We start from the raw sequence: 23,265 nt of genomic DNA, 5'->3' as shown, positions 1-23,265 counted from the left end.
ATTTGACCACCTACTTCTAAGGTTTTCTCCATTGATCTTCTCGTATTTGAATATCGCAGTTTCTTGTTCACTGTTAATTGGATCAATTTCTTACCAACAAGATTTGCACTCCAATTATTCAATAGACATTTTCCTGTCTCTTTCTAAGACTTATGTATCAAAGAGGAAACAAATAGGCTGTTTATTGTTGTTACGTCATTAACTTTCTAATAAAAAATGCGACATAGACCAACCCATTTGCGATAAATAGTGATGCTAGCAAAAGCAAGGGGTTAAACGTTGTGGGGTGTTCTAAAGGAGTCGCAAGACCTGTTTCATATGGATAAGGAGGGGTGAAATACGTTTGATCCTGAATGACGAATTCAAAAGGAAACCCGAGCGTAACGTTCTCTAATTCCTGATCATTTGATACCGTTTCTGTGGAGAAGAAAGGAGAAATTAAAACGAATATATTTGCTGAAAAGTAGCATATAAACTTTAACATATTATACCTCCAACAAAGTATGTATCATGAGTTTTCTACACATGATCATTTAACCTTCCTGCATTTATTCTATAAGTTCAATCTTCCCTAATTCAGACTGGGCGGGATAAGATTCATTTGCTCCACCCTTGCCCTATACTCTTACTTTGTCTCCTTTTTTAAAATCTGAAAATGATTCAAAGAAACCATCGATATTGAAATTGATGTGAAAAATATGTGCCTCGTACCGCTTATCATCTACTCTAGAAAGTTCATTCCAACTCATAGTCACAGCTTGGTCCTTTGTAATTCCATGAACGACTAAAATCTCTTTATCTTTAACACTTACTATATAGCCTTCGATTGTTGGATTACTTGTATAATCTTGTTCTTCACTATTACAGCCTGCTGTGACAAAAAGAGAAAGGACAAAAAGGACTAATATTCTTTTCATTATTCACCCTCTATTCTCTAGTTCAGTTGCACACCAAGCGATAGCCTCCCGTTTCTGTAAAACATGAAATCGAGATTAACCGGGATACCGTTATCCATATCAATTATACTTTCACCATTTGTGTATCATAGGCAAACTCTATATTCAGTCCAGAACTTTTCCATTTATTTTCTAACTCTTTAAAGTCATCAAACCCTAATCCATTTGGTTCTTCGATGTGTGTTAAAATAACATGTTTGGCCTTAAGATCTTTGACGATCTCCATAGTTTGATTAAAGGTTGCTTCCTCTTGAAAAACAGGATGATCTTCAGGTAATATTCTTTCGCCACTTAGTGGGTGAAATTCAAATATACCTACTGGTAATATAGCGAGATCAACACCTATTACTTCTTTTGGTGGTGCCCAATTATTCAACTCATCCGCAGCAATAAGTACTTTTTTATGATCGCTTTCTATTAAGAAAGCATAGACATAATCCTCTGCCAACCGAAACGGAAAAACTTTTGTATCATTCAAGGTAAAACTTTCTCCATCTGTTAATCGATTGAGGTTAGCAAAGCCCTGGGATTCAAAAAAGTTTAAATGGTCACTACTCCCCAAAAATGTTTTGAAATCTATATCTACTTGTTCTGGTATATAAACATCTATTTTTTTATGTTGAGGAGGATAGTTAATCCAGTCCGCACTCAAAGATTCAATGATCCTTCTTCCCATCACATGGTCTGGGTGCCAGTGAGAGTATAGAATCCCTTTGACATCATCAATAGTAGAACGGTTGATTTGATTGTAAATGTCTTCCGGTGTATCGATCAATAAATCAGGCCCATGTACAAAGATACTTGGCCCCATTCTACTGTACGGTACCCCTTTATTTCTTGCTTCTGAACAAACGTTACAATGACAAAGTGGTCTTGGTATAGTGATCGCACCACCTGTTCCAAGAAATTCAATTTCCATCTTGAACACTCCCCCTTAAACATTTTCCAAAGTATAACATTTATGTAGTTTCAGTGGTCATCTTCCTTAAGCATATCTACACTCTAGTAAAAAAGCGATTGTTTACTACTTAAAATCAAGATCACCAGATTAATATTCCAGCAGGTAATTGATCATTTAGGACAGGCTAAATCGTCGCTTCTGCTGCTATGTTTAAGTGTAGTGTTGATACTACCTTCCTCATTATTGAACGTTTTTATTAACAGCTTAAAGGGAAGTTTGTGTATCATCGATAATCATAATATTCCCTACATATTGAGCCTTGTTCCTTTCATCTTCAAATGTAGCTTCTAAAATATAATTCCCTTCTTCAGTCGGGAACCGAAATTCTTTATACTCATTCAAATCGAGTTTGATTTTTTCTCCATTATTCCATAGAACAGCTGTGATGGTTGGGTCGGTCCAAAGATCTCCACCATTCTCTTTATTCTCTTTAAAATCTAAAGAAGCATCTTGCCCTGGAAAAACCTTGATTTCTCCTTGTGATTGTCCATATTCTTCAATATCATCTATCTTTTCTTCTACTTCTCCACTTGATGAATACCAGCTGATATTCGCTTCTGTTAATTGTACTGATTGACTCAACACGTGAGCATCTATATTTAAATGAGCAGTTGGAACTCCAACATCATAATCTTCGCCGATACATCCTGCCAGTACCGATAGAAAAAGCAATCCTGCAAACAATTTCTGAGTTTTGTTCATTACCATACATCACTCCTTTATGATTACTATCAAATCTATGAGTTTTACATTTTTTGTTCAACTACTGTTCAACGCACCCGTTTGTGGAATAAGACTTATTATTTAATAACCTTTATTTTGGTAGCATATTTAGCTTCTTCAATTTCCGTGACCCATATTTTCCCTTCTTGTCCGTCACTTAGATCTGTAGTTTCACTTATTTTTCCAACTATCATTGTATCATTGTCAAATCGAATTTCTGGTAAATCATATTCTGCTTCTGGATCTATCCTAAGTGGGAACAGTGTAAAGAAGTTTTTATCTATATTTAGCCCGCTTATTTTCCCGTGTAAATCAGGTTTGGTAAAGAAAAATATAGACAATATTAAAACAATGATTGCCAGAGAGATCGAAGCTATTTTTCTCATTTCACACCCCCACTCTATGCCTTTTCATTCTCATTATTTTTAAACTATACTGCTCCGTTCGTTGAATAAAGTAATAACCTTTATACGGTAAACTTAGAAGCCTAATCGTATCATATATTTCTATATTTGGAATTAAATTCCCTTTTAATTATCATATCGTTCATATCAACAACCAAGCTATTTCGTAACTGAGCCAAATTCTATAAGTAGTACAAAAAAACAGGCATAAACTATGCCTGTTTTTTTAAGGTTGTAGAAACATAGCTTCCAGCGGCGGTTGCCCACCAGCTAAGCCTAACGCTGCAGCTGTATAGACTTGATTCGGGCTTACAGTTACTCCAGGTACTTCTAATGCCGTTTGATTGGTTCCAGCCACGCGGACTTCCAAATCGACAGTTGTTGGCGGCAGTGTCAAATAACGGGTCGCCTTGCCAAAAGGAACGTTTCTAAAGAGAACGTCTCCTCCTTTGACGGCAATGTCAACAGCAGGTGCATTCGGGGATAAATGCCAGAAACGAACCTTGGCTTTACCATTAGACACTGCGTTATTATCCATAACTGCAATCAGTTGGAGGTTATTGAGTTTTCCAGCCGCAGCAACTGTGTACATGTTCCCTCCCTCAACGCCGACGTTCTGCGAAAGTACGGGCTGATTGGTGTTACCAGCTGGATAAATATCGACTTGATACTGGCCGCCTGGAACCTCTAAATAGTCGCTTTGCTGCTTATAAGAGACGTTTTCTAAGACCTTTTGACCATTCACATACACATCGACAGCTGGTGCATCTGGAGACGCGTGGAGAACTCTCACTTTAGCAGGTGAGCCGTTCATCCCCATCATTTGATCGTTCCGCTCACCCATCAACCACTGCTGCATACATTGCAGATGCATGTGGTAATAATGGACATGTTTTTGCGGATCCAGATACTTATAATAGTTGGCGAGCATATCATATTTTGCCGCCTGCCATGCCAACATATCCCGGTTTCCATGTTGGTACATCACACCCACCCCTTTCAAAGATTCCCCAACTTAAGCTTATTCACCTATGAGAGGAGAAGAACTAAAAACACATCTTCCCTAATGGGGGAGGGTGGGGGGTGAAAAAATTCTTTATTATGGGTGTTATTAAGGTTGATTGTCGATCTACCTACAAAAACCTTTATCCAATGGGAGTGCTGGAATTCCAAGACATAATTTCACTCTAATAACTTCACTCTTCCAAGTGGTGTAAAAACGCCGTTAGTTGAAGACTCGAAATCAAGATATCATAATACGGATACTTAAATGCTGTCCTTGATCGGTTAACTAGCAGATTGTTACTTCTCTTGTCTTGACTTCACCATTTCCATTTACAGTGTCGGTACCTGACTCACAATTACCTTTGTTTTCCCATTCAACTATGAATTTGTTAAATTTAGTAGTTACCGACGTTACTTCAACCTCTCCAAACTCAGAAGTATGATGTTCTACAACTATTGCTTTCGCTTCTTTTTCCGAAATACCTGATTCATTGGTACTACAAGAAATGAAGACGAACGAAAGCGGTAGGAATAATATGGAAAATGTTTTGTTCATTAAGTACCCCCCTTTTTTGAATGTTACATCTGCCATCCCATAGCCTCTCACGCTAAATAGTGCTGTAAAAAACGACTCCAATAAAAGACCGTTTTTTGAGTCACTCCTGCATCAAGTCAACTTCACGATTATTGTAATGACGGATTTAATACTTGTGGAACAATAAAACCTATCACTATAAAAGTGGTTATTAATGATAAATAAGGAGTAAAGATCATAAAAGACTCTACTCCTTGACTTTCTATTAATCGCAGTGCATATGCTTCCTCTTATTATGCAGCATTAACAGTGATATCACAGTTAATACAAATGCTAGACTTAACTGTGGTATTAATACATAGTTAAGCATAAACTCTGAAATTAATCCTGCAGCTTCTGGTTGTCTGGCAATTCCCTCAACCGCTAAAGATCCAGCCATTCCTATTCCAAGTCCAATCCCTCCAAAGCTAATAAGGGCCAACGCTGCTGCAAAACAACATTGTGAAAAACGTCCCAATCTAGTTCACCTCCAATATGCTTATACAATAAATATATTCAGTGGAATAGAATTGGTATAGTCAGTTGGACAGACCAAGAAGAAAACAGGCGTTTTCTAATTATATTGCTTCTTTAAGAGGAGTGATCATTAGATTTACACTTTTACCTTCAAGAATTCCCACTACCTCCTCACCCTCACTCACCTGCTTTGTTAGTCAAAAAGCAAACGTCTATAGTAAACAACTGCCCACTTTACAGGAAGACTCGAAATTAAAATGTTTTAGTACTAATCTCAAATTTAAAAACGTTAAAATTGTAATTCAAATTCCGTAACGATCAATAACTTCTCCGTTATCATTTAAGAGTTTTATCGGACCCCATGCATTCACTTGATAGAAGTAACGACCTGAGTCTGTACTTATTATTTCTATTTCTTTTTCCTGGTCGCTCACATCTGCTGTTACGGCAGAAATATTATCATTTTTTAAGTACCCGAATACAATAGGCATCTCTTTTACATTTCCTTCTTCTGTTTCATAGTGTAATACACTGTGTCTTGCACTAAATGAGTCGTCAGTGATGTTTGTCATATCAGAAACATTAAATTCCCAATCTTTATCATTCTGACCAGTGAGTACCGCGTATCCTACCTTTTGAAATCGGCCACTCTCCTCTACATCTTGGGCACTAAAAAGAAATACTGTTCCACCATCTGTTTCTTGTCTAGAGATGATATCATTTACTTTTATCTCATTGGACCAACCATGTTTTATTGCTTCTTCAGGTGATTTATTGATACACCCTGTAAGTATAAAAACTAGTATAATTAAAAGGGTATATTTAGTTATTTGTATTTTATTTTTCACCAGTTGTCACCTCTCCTCTTTAATGGTCAGACTAACGATCAGTTATTAGATTTAGCGCCCCTCTGGACATGAAGTATTTCATATACTCAAGGCATCGAATGATAGAGCCCGTTCCATTAAAATATAGGAATATCATCTTTTTCACTCTAGATTTCTGATGAATTCATTAAGTTCAGTTATCTTGTTGGTGTTGAATACGATTCCTGTTTGATCAGTAATGATATACGTAGGAAAACCATGGTATAGCCCTAATAGCTTCTCGGTATTTTTTATATCGCTGACAGTATGAGTGACTTGTATGATCCGAAAAGGAAAGTTCTTTGCTTCAGAACTAGGATAGGCATCCCAACCCCCGTCTTTGTTAGGTTCAGGATTATAGATATAAAGCCCATAACCGTTTTCTACTCTCATCTCTTGGACAATATCTTGTTTAGTATAGGGTTTTACTGTTACTGCCTTGGCTTCATACAAAGGTAGTTTATTTTTTCCTTTAATCAAAGTATCCTTTGTAACCAGTCTTTTCTCGTAATTCCCAAGTTCCACGGACACTTTTTGTCCACGCTTTAAATCGTTAAACGACTTCACTTCACCTTTTACTTCAGCACTTTTATCTGGCTTTAATTGAAAGGCTTCAATGGCGTTCTGTTGTTTGTTTTGATTTATCTCTTGACCTTTAAACTCATTTTCAACAAAAACAACAAACGTACCTTTCTCTTGGTTCACCTCATATATTACACCCTCTATAGAAACTTTATCGTTGTTGATACAACCGGATAAAAATATAGCTATAATCATGATTATTCCGACGGTCTTATACATCATACAAAGCCCCTTTACATTCCAAAAAATGTAGCATTGTTAGCGTATCATATGAGTGAAATGGTAACGACCAAAAAGACGCTTCTCTATAATAGAGAAACGCCCCCGTTTTTTTTAAAACTTGAATTTAAGAGTTTCCTTTGTTTAACACACCTGTTTCCTTAGTAAAGGCTTAGACAAATTGTAAATGCTGTTCTCCATGAAATACCTTTAATATAGTATCTCTAGCGGGCACATCTAACTTTTCATAAGAAAGTAAAAAGTCTTTATTATCATATGGTACTTCAATAAAAGAAACATCCATCTGTTCATTTGATCCGACATGCAATTTAACGTATGGCGCAACAGGTTTGTGATTACAACCTAATGAACTTGGATTAAGATAAAGTCTTCTGTTAGACCTAAAATGATGGACGATATGATGGTGACCAAAACTGATAACGTCTGCTTTGGAATTTTCATATGTTGCATCAAGATTTTCAGTTGTCGGATGGTGATCAATAGGTAAAAACTTATTTTGTACATCTAAATGATAATGAACAAACAAAAAGTTTTTCCCGTTGATCTTCTCAAATCGCATATCTGGCATGTTTAACAATTTAGGGATGAACTTCTTGTCTAATTTAGATGCAATCCATTTATGATGCTCTCTTTCCTCACCGACACTTCCTGGTTCTTTCCCATCAATTATGTTTAAAATGGCTTCATCATGATTTCCTTTAACAAAAGTTATATCATTACGTGAAAACAACAAGTCAAGAACCTCATTTGTTTCGTGACCAATACCTATTAAATCACCAAGACAATAAATATGTTCTATTTGCTTATCTTTATCAATGCTATCTAAAACAGCTTTTAATGCAGTGCTATTACCATGTATATCAGCGATAATCGCAATATTAGTAACTATTTCAATCACATCCATCCTTGAAAAAAAGTGTTTCATCTTATTCAGCTCTTATGCCTCGTTAGTGAAAAAGTGATTGTCCGAATTGAGCTCCCGAATGTAGAAGGATTGAAAGTAAGGTATGGACTACGATTTTCAACCTTCATCATCTGATGCTGTAGTCAATTTCGTCCCGACAGGATCGACAGAATGCATGGGGCCTTGGGAAAAGTGAACCGAGCACAACCGTGTAGAATCCTCCTCATAGAAATTCAGACTCCATTCGTGGTTTCCCACCCGGATGTGCGAGTCACTTTCAACATACAAGTCGAGATCTAGTAAATTTCCTATCATTTTTGGATTCTCTTGAAAAGACAACCCGATGTCCATGGCCATGATGTGTGTCCCCTGGTCATGAACAACATCCTTTCTTTTTTGCAATTCAATTCTGAATTTCCACGGAGTCGAAAGAAACGTTCGCCGTTCCCTTTCGTTGATATTCAGGTCCAGGCCCTTCGCCTTTTCGATAATCCGTTCGTACTCTGCTTCATTCACAAGCAGACCGATATGGTCAAACCTATCCCCTATTCCATGTCCGAAAGTAATATTCGTCTTTCCTTTCACCATTTCGATGATTCGGAACGCAATCCCTTTATCCCTGAACTCGTCCCATTCCAGCGGCGGATTGAACGTTTGCATCTCTCCTTCGTGCCTACCGACTCGCAATACCGTCTCGAAACCCTGCTGCTGATAGAACTCTTCCATCTGTTCCACACGTTCCGTCCACCAATGGTAGTGAAATAACTGCATCCAATTCCTCCTTATTGTTTCGATTGCGCTTCATAAGGATGAAAAACGCCGCTGATAGACTCTTCCGTATCTGCATCTATACTTCTGATGACACCGCCAGAGAATTCTTCATTCGTTAACCTCCTAGATTCATCACCCTCAATTACAAAGCCAAGATAAATACTTCGCTTGCTGCAGTTTGCTGGCTCCGCTTCAAGTAAGTCCTGTTCCTTATAGTCCACTCTCAAATTATGAATTCGTTCAGGAGTAGACGTCTTCGCCTTTAAATCCTCTTGTTTAGTTAGACTTCTTCCTATAACGGAAACCACATATCCTTGACGGTTCATCCACAATGAAACATCACTCAACATTCCTGTTCAAACGATGATCAGTGCATGTTTGCTGCTCATAGTTATCTTCCTTGCAATAAGAATACAGCAGAGTTGAACTAAACGAATCGGATATTGGTCGAAGAGCACCTACTTCTTTTGAAGGAGACTTTTATTTCTTGAGGCTCTATTAATAGTGATTATAGATGTTTCTACATATATTTGAATATTAAAGATTAGATTTAGATCAGACTTATTGAACTAACGCCCCCTTTAACGGAAGACTCGATATCAAGATATTCTAGTTCATTCTCCCATGACTACATACGATTGATCTCTAACTACTACAGTTTCAGGCACAAATCGGAGGAGGACATTGTTAGGGTCTTGATCCTTAAATCAAGAATCCCACATATTCTCATTAGAACCTAAATACTTCGTGAATAACCGCTTAGCTAAGTTAATATCGAATGGTTCTACAGTTGCTTTTCCTCTAAAACCTGCGTGGAGTACTTTTCCTGTTCGAGAGTCAAAATCCACTATACCGATAGCGCAATTGGGTTCTGTATTAATACGTAATGGAAAAGTATCTCCAGGTGTCCCTATAATCCAGAGATATCCATCTTCCTAAAGAAACCATACCGGTGAATCCCTCGGACCTTCGGTTGAAGACGTGGATAGATGTGCAAACAAAGGCTTCATTAAGAATTCATCCAAATCAAAGCTGCTTTTACCCTTTATAATTTTCATACTCTCTATCATAATTGCCCCCATTATCGTAAGACTCGGTTTCGAGATACCTCTTACTTTTCTTTTACTTTAACAGCCGTGGATGTTCATTAAACACATGCTTTATGTACCGAAATTACTGAAAAAAATCATTAAAACAATATACATCACTATGCACACAAAAAAGACCATAGCAATAGAAGAAATAATTAAAGCAATTATTTTCAAAAAACCTTTCTCGCTTTTCAGTGCAGTAATAAAAGAGCCCAGTAAAAGAGAACCCAATAATAACAGTGACAAAGGTCCAAGTACCAGATTTAATAGCCATACATAAACCAAAAATACAACTATTGAAGCGACTATTAATAATAAAGAGACTAAAGCTAAATTTTTTTCAACAAACACCACTCCTCGCTATCATTTATTATGAGGGTACAATAAACAACATTCTATTTTTCTTGTTCTATTCTGTTCTTCCGTTAGCACAATAAACGATGTCCACTATCACCTACCACCGTTTCTTTTAACTCTACTACATATACGATAAATGACTGCAATAGTTTCAGTACGTCTATTATCTCGAAACTGAGTCTCCCACTAACCTGCCCATAACATTAAGAAGGGGGCAATTCTTTTGTTAAAGAATTGCCCCGGATAGTTGAAGACTTGAATTCAAGATAAACTCAATAAAACCCTTTAATATATTTATTAGTAAATATCACGGTAAAGGGTAATCTATGAATTCTAGGATTAAATATACTATTCCAACTAAAATAAAATGCTTATACAATACGAGAATAATAAGCTACATCGGCAACTCTGCCGTGTAAATGCGATTCAGGCAACACCGCTACCAACGTAAATCCTAGTTTTTCAATTAACTTTTTTGATGGCATATTTTTATTATCTATAGTAGCAAATAGGCGTTTAAGGTTTAATGTGCTTTTACTATGCTCAATGATCGCGGAAACCGCTTCATACGCAAAACCGCCTCCCCAATGCTCCCTCATGAAGCGAAAACCAATTTCGCCAAGATAACCATCTGCTATTTCTGGAATCATTACATCACCGATGAACTCATCTGTATCTTTTAATGCGACCGTCCATTTTGTTTCAGTACGATTCCTAACCATTTTTAACATTGAGTATTCATCACGAGGGGGATTAATTCCAAGAAATTCTCTTACTTCATCATTGTTAAACATTTTAAGCATATTGGGAATGTCTTTTTCCGCTCTCGGACGTAAAACCAATCGTTCTGTTTGAATTTTCGGTGCTTCTTTTTTTGCCATGATTTATTCCAGCCTTTCGTACATTATATAAATAATCTATCAATGTGAACGGTATCGAACTTCATCGTTTGTATGTTATAAAGGGCGATTGCTCTATTGAACAATCGCCCCTGTTTGCTGAAACTTGAACTAGAGATATTTTTCTGCAAATGCACCCACCATTTATTTACTATTTGGTACTATTATTCATTACGAATAATAACCAATTAAGTTTAAAAGAGAGACTCCTATAGCAGTAACAACGATGCCAGTGCTAGTCGTAATAAGAACTGTCTTAAAATTCCTTGTCTCTACCCATACAGTAAAACCTAGAATGATAGTAAAAAGAATACCGAAAAAGAATGAAGCAAATGGATTAGTTGGAGTTATCCAATCAAACCAACTTATTAAATTCATTATCAAGTCCTCCATTCAGGATTTTGTTTAATATTATATACGAATAACTTGAAACAAGGTTACTACTTTCTTTTGGGCGGAGATTTTCACCTGATCATCTTGTTCAGGAAACGCCCCCGTTAGTTGAAGACTTGAAACCAAGATAATAATAAACTCCTTATAGGATCAATACTCACTTTCCAATATGGAATACACTTCTGTATCTCTAAACTCGCCTTTTATAAACTCATTTTTTCTTAAAGTGCCTTCATAATTCATGCCTAACTTCTTCATTACTTTTTGAGAACCCAAATTATCTGTATCGGACCTACCCTCAATTCTGTTAAGGGATAGTTCGTTAAAGCCGTAGCGAACAAGTTCCTGAAGTGCTTCAGTAGCAATTCCTTTTCCCCAATATTCTTCCGATAAAAAGTACCCCAACTCTACGCACTTATGCTTATTACTCCAATCAATAAAGGCTGCTACACCAATCACTTGACCTGTTTCATTCCATTCAATTGCCCATTCACCTGATTCACCTTTTCCGTAACCTGTAATTACCATATTTAAAACTCTTCGGTTGCATCTATTGACTCATTTACTTCCCATGTCATAGGCCGTGCTACATTAGGATTAGAACAGAAACTAAACACATCTTCTAAATCTGAAAAAGCCAGCTTTCTTAGCGTTAATCTATCAGTATTAAACTCAGGCATGTCTCTTAAATATGTTTCGACTTCCATACGACCACACTCCATACATCTTTTTAATTTTTCAAAAATAAATATTATGACATCATACCGCTATTTTACATAATTTTCAATACTTCAGTTCTCAAAAAAAAGAGGACGATTACTCTTATTGAATAATTGCCCCCGTTACTTGAAGACTCAGTTTCAGGATCTTTTCGTGCAGCTCCCAAACTAAATCCCCGCTTTAGTTGTGTATTTGTAATTAAATTTTATTACTTAAATGTCTCAGCTTCTGTTTCGGTTAACCACTTATCAATTGCTTTGACAGGAAAGTAGTACTTATATCCGAACTGTATGTATGGAATATTACTCTTAGTAACGTTTCCCTCTTTTTCAGGTAATACCATTTCTAATTGCTCGTCGTTTATGCTTAAATATCTTTGTAACTCTAAATAGCTCATCAATTGCTGTTTCTCTGGTGCTGTATTCACTGTAACTTGTTCAGTCCTATTTTTGAAAAAAATCCTCCTCTCAATTACTCTAAATGAGACTTCCAGGATACCAATTATTTCAAAACAGACTAAGCAACTCAACCCCTTTTCCACTAAAAAAAGCTTATCTCTATTGCAGATAAGCCCCCTTTTCTTGAAGACTCGAAATCGAGATAATCCTTTACAATTTTGTCATAGAAAAACCGCCATACGGCGGCTTTTTGCATGCACTTAATATAGGAGCTGGAATTAAACAGTAAAGTCAGACATTTCTTACTCTAGCTCGGAATACTGTTCTTGGATAGATCGAATCACCTTCTTCGAATACTCTAAGTCCTCGAAGAACTTTCTCACCTTATCCGGCGAACGGTCAACGTTGTCTTTTTCCCAATTATATGTGTCAGAATGAAACTCAGCCAAATTAGTCCTTTTCAAGACGGGTAACCTTCGATTCAAAATATCATCAAAGGTCAAATTAAAGGAAAATTTCGGGTCACAATTTTTACCATACAGTGAGACCAATGAACCTTCCGTTTTCTCCACCATTCCGATTTGAGCGTTCAGCTGATATGGAGAGCATCCCGTCGGACTAGTTTTAAACTCCAGGGTCATATAATCCTCTATATCCCTTCTGAATCCATCAATATCACTAAAAGGACCCTTAATGCCCCTAGCCAATTTATCTAAACACCAGGCCCCCTCAATGTAAGCCTTCACACTGCGGATTTTCTTTGGAGTTTCCAGTACATCCATATGGATTCCGTTTGAATCGCAGAAATTCTTCAACTTATTGAATTGAACATCATTTTCACTCGCGGGCAACTCAATCAAAATACAACTCATACCATACCGCTTCCTTTCATAAGGTTAATTAAACCCGTGCATAGAAAGGTAAACGATATGCTGATGACAGCCGTCACTGTCAAAAAAAGGGTGGATAATCCTAAAGGAGCACCTACAAAGGTGTTCCTTTCCTATGATGGCCTTTAAGTTCAATTCCTATTCATTTTTTCGAGGTCGTGTATCAATACCGGCTCCCTGATTTACAAAAAAACAAAGGCATCATATGGTGTTTAAACCAGACGCCTTTTTGTCATATTATTTCTTTTTTCGTTCCCTCAAGATTTCTTCTTTAATTTCTGGGTAATCCTTCCCCTCTGAAGCTTTAAGGCCTGCGTTTGACCATTCTGTTGTACTCATCTTATCTAATCCCAGGGAATCTCGCCATCCCTCAGCTATCTTCCTCTCTGTGTCATCCTTTAACTTACTGATGTCTTTATCCGGCACACGAATCTCCTCCTCATATTGTTTTGCCACTACCCTTTTTATCTCCACAGTCACACAAAATTAAACATCTTCGGTTAGCCGAATAAGCGCAGAATTCTTAATCCTCCAGACCCAGCCTGTACTCCAGCAGGATAGTCAAAACAAAAAACCGCCAGAATGGCGGTCTTTGAATTTATTCTTCAACTAAGTTATCGGATATTGTTGCACTAGGTAGCTAGACCATTAACAATTGATGAACACCCATCTGAAATTTGCTTAAATAATGTAATGTCATGCTGTTCGAGTAACAAACAGTGCTAAACATAAATAGCAGCTAGGCTTGTTTTATTATGAATAGCTAAGAAAATCATCAAGCACATGTAATTTTAGCTGTTCTTGCGTTTCATAGGGATTTAGATATTTCTTCATATCCAAAAACACATTCTCTATATTCGCTAAGTCGGAATCTGTATAAATAAGAGCATATACTCCAAATTCTCTAAAATAATCTTTAAGTTTTCTCATTTCCTTTTCGAAATTCCCTAAAGCTATTGCGTTAATGTCTTTTTGCAACTTACCTTTAGTACCTGATAAATAACCGTGTGTTGACCAAGGAGATAACTCAAAACCGTACTTATTTAATGTATTGGGGTCAATTATAGTGAAATCAAGTCTATATTGGTGTTTCCTTGCTAAACCGCCATATCTAAACTCGGGAATTAACAGAGGGATTTCTTCTGGCTGATCTGAATTTCGAACAAATTCACAATAATTATTAGCAATCTCAAGTTCATATTGTGAGCCCGATCCCCGAACTAAAATATTCTTAAAAAACTTTAAATATTGATCCGTATCAGAGAATTCTATTTTTTCATTTTCAAATGGTACCACAATCCCTGTCTCTAATACATGACCTATAGTCCAATATTTCTTTTTAAAATGTCTTATTTCGCTTACATCATTCTCCCAGTTACCATTAGAGAATCTTGGAGTAACAAGAATTCCATAATTCGCATTTTCTTGGCCTATCCACATTGTTGCTTCCTCAACTTTAGGGCGTTTTTTCGATAAAGCAGTGTAATTCCTCATGTAAGTTCTTTCTAAGAAAGTAAAGGCATAGTCCCTAACAATGGGATATTCTTGTATGTATTGTAAAAGTTCGTAAATATTACTACTTTCCTTATATTGCAAATTATCTAGATATTGAATCAAACCCTTCATCCATAAAGCTACAAAGTGATCTGGTGACAATATAACCTCGTTATTAATATCCATAAAATCTGCGTTTTTGCCACCAATTTTTGCATTCAAGGACTTATGCCCGTATCCCGTAATTTCCATAACTTCAGGAAGTATGTGATTTAATTTTCTAGTTTTTGAAGCTAAATCCTTTTGAAAAGCAGACCACGCCATAATTTACCCCCTACAAAATAATTGTTATTTTCATAAAAATTAAAAATAATTCCAAAGATATGTAAAAATGATTAGGATATAATGGTCCTCTGATCTCCCCATTAGCTTAACAAGAGATAGTCCATTTGTAGGTATCGCCACCTTTTCTTGAAGATATAAATTATTTTACTCTCTCTGAAAAATACAAGTAGTCAATTAAAGTCAGAGTATAGCGAAATACGTTTTATTAAAAATATTAACTAGAGATTCTTGCACTTGCTCAAGTTCTATAATTGTTGGGTCGTTCTAAGGTATTTAGATTTAATTTTCTTATCGTTCCACTCAAACGTTTCTTTGAACTCGATTTTATAACTCTCACGTCTATTCAGTATATCTCCTTCAATCTGTGAAAAAAATTCTTTTAGAAACTCTTCTGAAACTCCTTCATGAAGACTCAAAAGCACCCTTCTCCCTAATTTTATTTTCCCTGATGTATTAAACAATTTACTTCTCATACCTCAAATTTTATGTAGGAACCCTACTCTTCCATAATTCAACAAAAGAGAGAATAAATCCTTTGTTATAGCATTGGTCCTAGTCCAATATCTCGAAACTGAGTCTTCAACTAACCTGCCCTTTAGTGTAAGACTCAGTTTCAAGATAATATAAAAAACCAGTAACAGTTCCTGCTATCTGGAAGGGAACATTACTGGTCTGGGAAGTTCATGCCATGCGGACCGCTTTAACCCATTAAGAACGAAATTGCTTCGCATGCTCTTTAGCAAACTTGATGATTTTATTGTAAGTTTTCTGTTCAAAATCCTTCTTGGATGGAATGTGTAACGTAGCATTGTCTTCATCGATAATTTTAATGCGTTCGCCGCCCCTGACATAAAGGGTAACGTATAAAAATGGTTCTCTCATCCCTAGTTCTACCCGTAATTCTTTCGGAAACTCTGCCGTTATGATGACACGATCCTCCACTTGCTTTAAACTCAACTGACTATGAAACTTCAGGTTATCAATCCCATTTATTTGCAACTATACGCACTCCCCGTTTTTCATTATACATACCTAATCATACGTTTTTTTAAACTCATTATCTGTCGTTTGTTGCTTTATTCACAAAGCTTTAACAAACCGTCCAGCTTACACCTAGGATAACCGTTTTCATTCTTTCGTTCCTAAACTCCATGTAAAAATTTCTATGGATATGTGAAGTATCGAGCATCACACCTGGTACAAGGAGTTTGTCTGTTAGTACCAGGTACAGGAATAAACTTCTTCGTCCCTGGTTACAAAAAACAAAAAGACCGGACAAAAGTCCAGTCTTTATCTAACCTACGCCTGTTCTCTGATCACAACTCCGCGCCTCATCATTTCATCAATATACACATCGCCGGGCACGATCGTTTCCGGTGGGCATACCCCGCGTTTCGTGATCGTCCCTCCCCCGATCAATTGAGCGACGACCGAGATCGTGTTGGCTGTTGCACGGGCCATTGCTGTGACGTTCGTCGCCCTGTCTTTATAAGTGACCATTTCGTATTCACAAGCTTTACGCACGCCGTCTTTCTCTCCGCCTACAATGACACGGAGCAATACAGCATCGTCTTTATCCTTCAGTTCAAGGAGGGGATCGATGCTCTTCAGCAGCACTTCCCTCGTCTTGATTTCCGTTCCTCGTATATTGACGACTTGATCAGCACCGGTCAGATTGAGGTCGACGAGCAGCTTCATTTTCTCTGCATGACCGGGATAGCGGATCGTCTTGTACTCGAGACTGTCGATGTGCGGGTACGATTTTAAGAGCGTCGACGTCCCGCCAGATGTATGGAAAGCTTCGAGTGGACCGAAGCGTTCAAAATAGATGTTTTCAATTTCCGTCAACGACTCGACTTCCCGCAGTTTTCCATCTCTGATAATCGTCGATGGATCGGAGTAATGATCTAGCAACCCTTCCATGGAAAACACGTGGTTGTACTCAAGCGGCGGGTCCGGTCTTACCGGAATGCCACCTACGAACAGTCGGATCGATTCTAGTTTATCAAGCTTCCCTGCGCCGTATCCTGATAAAATGTTGATCATACCAGGTGCGACACCGAGATCCGGGATGACCGTCACCCCTGCCGCTTTCGCCTGTTCATCGAGCTCCAGCACTTTATCGGTAATGTGACCAATGTGACCGCCCAAATCGACGGAATGACACCCGACTTGGATCGCTGTTTTCGCGACGATTTCATTGAAGGAGTAGAAAAGGGCATTGATGACGACATCATAATCTTTGATGAACTCAGCAAGTTCGGTCTGGTTTCCGGCATCCACTTTGAATCCTTGTATTTTCGAAGAGTTCAATGAATCAGAGACTAGCTGCGCACGGTCGATGTCGATATCGGCGAGTCCGACTTTCTCAACTCCCGAACTGTGGACGAGATCGCGCGCCGCTTCTTTTCCCATTAATCCAGACCCTAGAACAGCTACTTTCATAATCCGCACTCCTTTTTCTCTATAAAATTACTCGACATCGATTTGGGCACGTTGTAATTTCCCACTGAAATCGACGTACACCGCTTTCCATTCGGTGAACACATCGAGGGCAGCCACTCCAGAATCTCTGTGGCCGTTTCCGGTCCCCTTCGTCCCGCCGAATGGCAGGTGGATTTCAGCCCCTGTCGTCCCTGCATTCACATAAACGATGCCTGTATCTAAATCCCGCTGAGCGGCGAATACTTGGTTCACATTTTGTGTGAAAATCGAGCTCGATAAGCCGAATTCCACTCCGTTGTTGATTTCAACCGCTTCTTCAAAACTTTTCACAGGAATCAAGGAAACGACGGGCCCGAAGATCTCTTCCTGGGCAATGCGCATATCCGGTTTCACGTCCGTGAATAACGTCGGAGCGAAGTAGTTCCCTTTTTTGTGGTCACCGTTTTCCATGATATAGCCGCCGGTCAAAAGTTTCGCTCCCTCTTCCTTCCCGACGCTGATATAGCTTTTCACTTTTTCAAGACCCGCACGATTGATGATCGGTCCGACTTTGATCGATTCATCCAGTCCATTTCCGATGGAAAGTTTAGCGATCTCTCTCTGCAGGCGTTCTTCCAGTTCATCTTTGACCTTTTCGTGGACCATCACACGGCTACAGGCTGTGCAGCGCTGACCGCTTGTCCCATAGGCACTCCACAGAATCCCTTCGACGGCAAGGGACAAGTCGGCATCATCCATGACGATGACGCCGTTCTTCCCGCCCATTTCAAGGGAAACTTTCTTCAGCCGCTGGCCGCATTTCGCTGCGATGCCGCGACCGACTTCATTGGATCCTGTAAAAGAAATGACCCGGATGTCGTCCTGCTCGATCATCGCTTCGCCTACCGTGGAACCGGATCCGAACACAACGTTGATGACGCCTTTTGGCAACCCGGCTTCTTCAAAAATTTTCGCCAGTTCATAGGCCATGATCGGGGTTTCGGTCGCAGGCTTCCAAACGACCGCGTTTCCGGCAACGATCGCCGGGAAGGACTTCCATGTCGCAATGGCGATTGGAAAGTTCCATGGCGTGATGATGCCTACAACGCCGACAGGGGCCCGAACGCTCATTGCGAATTTATCCTTCAACTCTGAAGGTGTCGTCTGCCCGAACAATCGGCGTCCTTCCCCGGCCATGTAGAAAGCCATGTCGATCCCTTCCTGAACTTCTCCCCGTGCTTCTTCAATGACTTTTCCGTTTTCCATCGTCAACAGCTGGGAGAGCCGCTCTTTTCTTTCTTTCATGATCAAACCGACGCGGTACAATACTTCGGCTCTCTGCGGGGCCGGTACGAGGGCCCAGCTTTTCTGTGCTTTTTTTGCAGCACTTGTCGCCTTTTCTACATCAGAAGCTGCCGATAACGGGACGTTCACCAGCGTTTCCGATGTCGCCGGATTGATGACGGCTGTCGCCTTGCTGGAAGACGGCTCCACCCATTTTCCATCTATAAAATTCTTTAACTGCTCCTCATGAATCAATGTCACTTTGATTCTCCCCCTTTTTTCTTAATTGGCTGATCGTTTTTGATAAGGATATTTGTTCAGGATCGGTTTCCACTTCAATCACCACAGGCTTTTCCAGGACCAGCGCCTGATCCAGGGCTTGTCTGAACTCTTCCGCCGTTTTCACAAGAAAACCGGCAGCGCCTACATTTTCCGCCACTTTTGAAAAAGCGACCTCCCCTAAATCCGTACCGATGACTTCGCCGGGAAAATGGATTTCCTGATGCATGCGGATCGTTCCGTACATCCGATTATTGAAAACGATGCTGATGACCGGAATGTCATACCGGACCGCCGTCTCAAGCTCCTGAATCGTCATCATGAAGCCACCATCGCCCGAAAGAGAAATGACCTTCTTTCCAGGTTTCGCAAGTTTCGCCCCCAGGGCTGCCGGCATGCCGTACCCCATGGCGCCCGACGTGGGTCCTATATATCGATGTTTCTTAAATTGAAAATACGTGTGCAGCCAGCCGGCGAAGTTCCCCGCATCGTTCGTGAGGATGCTGTCTTCCGGCAGGTTCTCTTGAAGAAGAGAAACCACTTCCCCGTTCAAGTTTTTGCGACCATCGGTAACGAGCGTCGCTTCATATGCTTTCCGCCGCGCGCTTGTCCACGAAATTAAATCCCTTCCGTAGGCTGCATCAGCTAAAGCCTCAAGCATTTCGCCCGCATCAGCTACAATGCCTATATCAGGAGGGTAGACGTTGCCAAGGACTCGGTCATCAATGTCACAGTGGATCAAGGTCTGCCCTTTTAAAAGCGAATAGTCCTGCGTCGTCACTTCCGAGAGTCTTGTCCCGACAGCGAGCACCGTATCCGCCTGAGAGATCGTTTCTAGAATATTCGAATGGGTGCCGAGTCCCAGATGGCCACAATAGTGGATGTCGTCGTTCGGAAAAACATCATGACGTCGGAATGCACTCACAATCGGCGCTCCCCATTTATAAGCGAGCCGTTTCAAAGCCAGTTCTGCACCCGCAAGCTTCACTCCCCCACCCGCTAAAATCAGCGGCCGTTCCGCTAGACGGAGGCGGTCGACCACCTCAATGACCTCTCGATCCGAAGGCTTTGGTGCCGGCCTTTTTACCACAGATCCGAACGACATGAGCGCTTCTTTTTTTAAAACATCTTCAGGTAAAGAAAGGACGACAGGTCCAGGCCTTCCCGACATGGCGATCCGTAGCGCCCGTTGGATGAGTTCCGGCGTCCGGGGCGGTTCGCGGATTTCAGCCACCCATTTAGCGATGGGCCGGAAGAAGGCTTCAAGGTCGACTTCCTGAAAGCCTTCGCGTCCACTGAAGTTGGTGTGCACCTGCCCTAGGAGGACGACCATTGGTGTAGAGTCCTGGTAGGCGGTATGAACACCAATGGCAAGGTTGCTTGCACCAACGCCTCTTGTCGCCATCACAACACCTGGAGTTCCACTCGCTTTTGCGTACCCTTCCGCCATGAAAGCGGCCCCGCCTTCGTGCCTGGCCGAGATGAGATTCATGTCAGGTTCTTTCAAAATCGCATCCATCACGGGAAGATAACTCTCCCCAGGTACGCAAAACACTTTAGAAATGCCTTGCCTCTTTAGACAGGAGACGATGGCTTCCGCGCTCGTCATCTGGCGATCGTCCATAGACGTCACCCTCCTTTCATCGCTTTTTTCATTCGAATCGAAGCCTCATGCAGACGCTCAATCGGAACAGACAGGCTCATCCGGAAATAGCCCTCCCCTTTTTGACCGAACGCTGTTCCAGGCGTAAGGATGATCCCCGCTTCGTCGAGCATTTTTTCAGAGAAGCCTTGCGACGTATATCCGTCAGGCACACGCGCCCATAGAAAAAAGGTCCCCTTCGGTTTTTCTGCCTGTATATTCATTCCGCTGAAAGCATTCATCATCAGATCGAGCCGCTGCTCGTACGTCCGGTTGTTCGCTCGGACCGAAGAAAAATCACTGCGTAAGGCTGTCACCCCCGCCAGTTGGATCGGTAAAAACTGACTCGTATCCATATTGCTTTTGTACACACTGAGAGAGCGGATCAGTTCCTTATTGCCGACGACATAACCAAGCCGCCAGCCGGACATGTTGAACGTTTTTGAAAGCGATCCGAATTCGACGGCTGCTTCTTTCGCTCCCGGCACCTGCAAGAGGCTGGGAGCTTTATAGTCTCCGAACGTTACGAGATCATAGGCAGCATCATGAATGAGGGAGAGTTTATGTTCTTTGGCAAAACGGACCGCTTCCTCAAAGGTATCCAATTCGACGGTTCCACCTGTCGGGTTATTCGGATAGTTCAGCAGCATCATCTTCGATCTGGAAATATCCCTTGGCGAGATTTGATTGAACAGCGGTGCATAGCTGTTTTCTTCATCAAGCGGAAACCGAATCGTGCTTCCATGGGCAAGATGGATCGCCGATTGATAAACCGGATAGCCCGGATCCGGAGCTAGAACTCCGTCTCCCGGGTCGAGGACAGCGCTGATCAGATGAGCGATGCCCTCTTTCGATCCAATCAGTGTCAGTACTTCCGTTTCCGGATCCAATTCCACGTCATAATGAGATCTATAGAAATCCGCAACGGCTTCCCTGAACTCCCGGCAGCCGCCATACGGGGAATATTTATGATTCTTCGGTTTACGTATTTCTTCTGCTAAACGGTCGATGATGAATGGTGGGGTCGGTAAATCCGGGGCCCCGATGCCGAGGTCGATGACATCAACCCCTTGAGCGGTCAACGCGACTTTCTTTTTATGAAAGATGGAGAAAAGGTAAGGTGGCAGGCTTCGCACCTGCTTCGAGCTTTGGATCATAGAAAGACCCCCTTCAAACATTCTGGTTGTCCCATCGCTCTATCCTATTAATCCATCCCTCATTCTATGAAACAAAGTTTCCAGGTCATCTTTTCCAAATCGCTGCATATAGTGTGATATAGCCCGTCAAGGACAACTCCCCTATCTGAATTGATCCGTGTTTCCCAAGCCAGTTGGATTCATACGTCGTATGGGTTCTTCTGGCTTTTTCTAATGTGAAAGGGTGTGATGCAAGGTGACCGCCGCATTGGAAGGCATCCGCGTCCTCGATTTGACCCGGGTTCTCGCCGGCCCTTATTGTTCAATGATCCTTGGAGATCTTGGAGCTGAGGTCATTAAAGTGGAAGCTCCCGGAGGTAGTGACGAAACCCGTACGTGGGGACCTCCCTTTAAAGAAGGGGTGAGTGCCTATTATCTTTGTGCCAACCGGAATAAAAAAAGTTTGACGCTCGATCTGAAGTCTACTGATGGAAAAGAAGTGTTGGAGAGACTCGTCAAAGAAAGTGATGTCATCATCAACAACTTCAAGACGGGAACAATGGACCGTCTCGGAATCGGGTATGACCATTTAAAAGAGCTCAACCCACAAATCGTGTTCTGCTCGATTACAGGTTTTGGAGAGACAGGCCCTTACAAGCACCTTCCCGGCTATGACTTCATCATCCAGGCAATGAGCGGTTTGATGAGCATTACGGGGGACGACCATTCGGGTCCGCAGAAGCTGGGTGTGGCGATTACCGACATTCTCACAGGCCTGTATGCCTGCATCGGAATCCAAACGGCACTGTTAGAGCGTGAACGATCCGGAGAAGGTCAGAAAATCGATCTATCCTTATATGATTCTGCCGTCAGTTCCCTCATCAACATCGGGAGCAACTTTTTAATGACCGGAAAAGTACCGGATCGGCTCGGAAATCATCACGCTAACATCGTGCCGTACCAGACGTTCCGATCCCGTGACGGTGAAATGGTCATCGCTGTCGGAAATGACCGTCAATTCGCTCAATTATGCGCAATCCTCGGACAACCTTGGCTTGCTGCGGACGCTCGCTTTTCTCGGAATGCAGGCAGGGTGGAAAATAGAGAGGAGCTCTCGAGGATTTTACAGGAACGGTTTTTAAAGGAAGATACGGCTTTTTGGAAAAGTCGGTGCCAGGAAAAACACATCCCCTTCGGCCCGATTCAATCGCTCGAAGAGGTTTGTAAAGATGAACAGCTGAAAGCCCGTGAGATGTTCCTCACCTGCGAGCATCCAAAAGCAGGTGATGTAGAAATGATCGGCAGTCCACTGAAGCTATCCCGAACGCCGGTGGATTACAAGCAGCATCCACCGGAAGCGGGTGAACATACAGAAGAAATTCTTACAAGACTCGGGTATGACAAAAATACGATCCATCAATGGAAGAAGGATCACAAGGTGTAAGGAGTG

Annotated in this window: 25 protein-coding genes; 1 reads left to right on the top strand and 24 read right to left on the bottom strand. The window is 40.8% G+C overall.

The annotated features are described in order from the left end of the window. Positions 1-190: 190 nt before the first annotated feature. From HFA01_RS02935 to HFA01_RS02820, 24 genes are all read right to left on the bottom strand, one after another. Positions 191-484 (bottom strand): hypothetical protein, encoded by a 294-nt coding sequence (locus HFA01_RS02935; RefSeq protein WP_146813076.1) that lies wholly within the window; start codon positions 482-484, stop codon positions 191-193. A 133-nt stretch (positions 485-617) separates the two neighbouring features. After that, the gene (locus HFA01_RS02930; RefSeq protein WP_146813075.1) at positions 618-917 is read right to left on the bottom strand and encodes a DUF3221 domain-containing protein; all 300 of its coding nucleotides are present in this window, start codon (positions 915-917) and stop codon (positions 618-620) included. Positions 918-1,020: 103 nt separating this feature from the next. Then, positions 1,021-1,875 (bottom strand): MBL fold metallo-hydrolase, encoded by an 855-nt coding sequence (locus HFA01_RS02925; protein WP_146813074.1) that lies wholly within the window; start codon positions 1,873-1,875, stop codon positions 1,021-1,023. A 246-nt stretch (positions 1,876-2,121) separates the two neighbouring features. Continuing rightward, a complete protein-coding gene (locus tag HFA01_RS02920; RefSeq protein ID WP_246139255.1) occupies positions 2,122-2,625 on the bottom strand; it encodes a hypothetical protein in 504 nt (167 codons plus the stop codon). A gap of 92 nt (positions 2,626-2,717) precedes the next feature. Beyond that, the gene (locus HFA01_RS02915) at positions 2,718-3,026 is read right to left on the bottom strand and encodes a hypothetical protein (RefSeq protein ID WP_146813073.1); all 309 of its coding nucleotides are present in this window, start codon (positions 3,024-3,026) and stop codon (positions 2,718-2,720) included. A 244-nt stretch (positions 3,027-3,270) separates the two neighbouring features. Then, positions 3,271-4,029, bottom strand: coding sequence for a DUF4397 domain-containing protein (locus tag HFA01_RS02910; RefSeq protein WP_146813072.1), 759 nt, complete (start codon positions 4,027-4,029; stop codon positions 3,271-3,273). A 306-nt stretch (positions 4,030-4,335) separates the two neighbouring features. Further along, entirely contained in the window at positions 4,336-4,641 is a 306-nt protein-coding gene (locus HFA01_RS02905; RefSeq protein WP_146813071.1) for a hypothetical protein, read from the bottom strand. A 208-nt stretch (positions 4,642-4,849) separates the two neighbouring features. After that, on the bottom strand, positions 4,850-5,101 hold the full coding sequence (locus tag HFA01_RS02900) for an ATP F0F1 synthase subunit C (protein WP_146813070.1): 252 nt from the start codon (positions 5,099-5,101) through the stop codon (positions 4,850-4,852). A 301-nt stretch (positions 5,102-5,402) separates the two neighbouring features. Next, a complete protein-coding gene (locus HFA01_RS02895; protein WP_146813069.1) occupies positions 5,403-5,948 on the bottom strand; it encodes a hypothetical protein in 546 nt (181 codons plus the stop codon). A gap of 141 nt (positions 5,949-6,089) precedes the next feature. Continuing rightward, the gene (locus tag HFA01_RS02890) at positions 6,090-6,770 is read right to left on the bottom strand and encodes a hypothetical protein (RefSeq protein ID WP_146813068.1); all 681 of its coding nucleotides are present in this window, start codon (positions 6,768-6,770) and stop codon (positions 6,090-6,092) included. A 169-nt stretch (positions 6,771-6,939) separates the two neighbouring features. After that, on the bottom strand, positions 6,940-7,713 hold the full coding sequence (locus HFA01_RS02885; protein WP_246139254.1) for a metallophosphoesterase family protein: 774 nt from the start codon (positions 7,711-7,713) through the stop codon (positions 6,940-6,942). 96 nt (positions 7,714-7,809) lie between these two features. Further along, a complete protein-coding gene (locus HFA01_RS02880; protein WP_146813067.1) occupies positions 7,810-8,463 on the bottom strand; it encodes a hypothetical protein in 654 nt (217 codons plus the stop codon). An 11-nt stretch (positions 8,464-8,474) separates the two neighbouring features. Then, positions 8,475-8,789, bottom strand: a complete 315-nt coding sequence (locus HFA01_RS02875; protein ID WP_146813066.1) for a Rossmann-fold NAD(P)-binding domain-containing protein — start codon at positions 8,787-8,789, stop codon at positions 8,475-8,477. Positions 8,790-10,282: 1,493 nt separating this feature from the next. Then, the gene (locus HFA01_RS02865; protein ID WP_146813065.1) at positions 10,283-10,792 is read right to left on the bottom strand and encodes a GNAT family N-acetyltransferase; all 510 of its coding nucleotides are present in this window, start codon (positions 10,790-10,792) and stop codon (positions 10,283-10,285) included. A 561-nt stretch (positions 10,793-11,353) separates the two neighbouring features. Next, entirely contained in the window at positions 11,354-11,731 is a 378-nt protein-coding gene (locus HFA01_RS02860; protein ID WP_246139253.1) for a GNAT family N-acetyltransferase, read from the bottom strand. Positions 11,732-11,733: 2 nt separating this feature from the next. Then, positions 11,734-11,910 carry a GNAT family N-acetyltransferase gene (locus tag HFA01_RS19050; protein ID WP_246139252.1) on the bottom strand — a complete coding sequence of 59 codons (177 nt, stop codon included), beginning with the start codon at positions 11,908-11,910 and terminating at the stop codon, positions 11,734-11,736. A gap of 713 nt (positions 11,911-12,623) precedes the next feature. After that, positions 12,624-13,193: a hypothetical protein gene (locus HFA01_RS02855; protein ID WP_146813064.1), complete on the bottom strand. Its 570-nt coding sequence runs from the start codon at positions 13,191-13,193 to the stop codon at positions 12,624-12,626. Between the two features lie 255 nt (positions 13,194-13,448). Beyond that, positions 13,449-13,691, bottom strand: a complete 243-nt coding sequence (locus HFA01_RS02850; RefSeq protein WP_146813063.1) for a hypothetical protein — start codon at positions 13,689-13,691, stop codon at positions 13,449-13,451. A gap of 273 nt (positions 13,692-13,964) precedes the next feature. Further along, the gene (locus tag HFA01_RS02845) at positions 13,965-15,029 is read right to left on the bottom strand and encodes a hypothetical protein (protein WP_146813062.1); all 1,065 of its coding nucleotides are present in this window, start codon (positions 15,027-15,029) and stop codon (positions 13,965-13,967) included. Between the two features lie 729 nt (positions 15,030-15,758). Further along, positions 15,759-16,049: a hypothetical protein gene (locus HFA01_RS02840; protein WP_246139251.1), complete on the bottom strand. Its 291-nt coding sequence runs from the start codon at positions 16,047-16,049 to the stop codon at positions 15,759-15,761. Between the two features lie 300 nt (positions 16,050-16,349). Then, a complete protein-coding gene (locus tag HFA01_RS02835) occupies positions 16,350-17,495 on the bottom strand; it encodes a saccharopine dehydrogenase family protein (protein ID WP_146813061.1) in 1,146 nt (381 codons plus the stop codon). A gap of 27 nt (positions 17,496-17,522) precedes the next feature. Further along, on the bottom strand, positions 17,523-19,019 hold the full coding sequence (locus HFA01_RS02830; RefSeq protein WP_146813060.1) for an aldehyde dehydrogenase family protein: 1,497 nt from the start codon (positions 19,017-19,019) through the stop codon (positions 17,523-17,525). Further along, a complete protein-coding gene (locus HFA01_RS02825) occupies positions 19,003-20,661 on the bottom strand; it encodes a thiamine pyrophosphate-dependent enzyme (RefSeq protein WP_146813059.1) in 1,659 nt (552 codons plus the stop codon). The genes HFA01_RS02830 and HFA01_RS02825 overlap by 17 nt, the downstream gene beginning before the upstream one ends. Positions 20,662-20,666: 5 nt before the next feature. Then, complete coding sequence (locus HFA01_RS02820) at positions 20,667-21,836, bottom strand: aminotransferase class I/II-fold pyridoxal phosphate-dependent enzyme (RefSeq protein ID WP_146813058.1); 1,170 nt, start codon at positions 21,834-21,836, stop codon at positions 20,667-20,669. A 235-nt stretch (positions 21,837-22,071) separates the two neighbouring features. On the opposite strand from HFA01_RS02820, the gene HFA01_RS02815 reads away from it, so the two are divergent. Further along, on the top strand, positions 22,072-23,259 hold the full coding sequence (locus HFA01_RS02815) for a CaiB/BaiF CoA transferase family protein (protein WP_146813057.1): 1,188 nt from the start codon (positions 22,072-22,074) through the stop codon (positions 23,257-23,259). Positions 23,260-23,265 lie beyond the last annotated feature (6 nt).

Origin of the sequence: Halobacillus faecis (assembly GCF_007991335.1) — a bacterium.
Taxonomy (GTDB): domain Bacteria; phylum Bacillota; class Bacilli; order Bacillales; family Halobacillaceae; genus Halobacillus; species Halobacillus faecis.
This window is presented reverse-complemented; position numbering and strand designations above follow the sequence as displayed.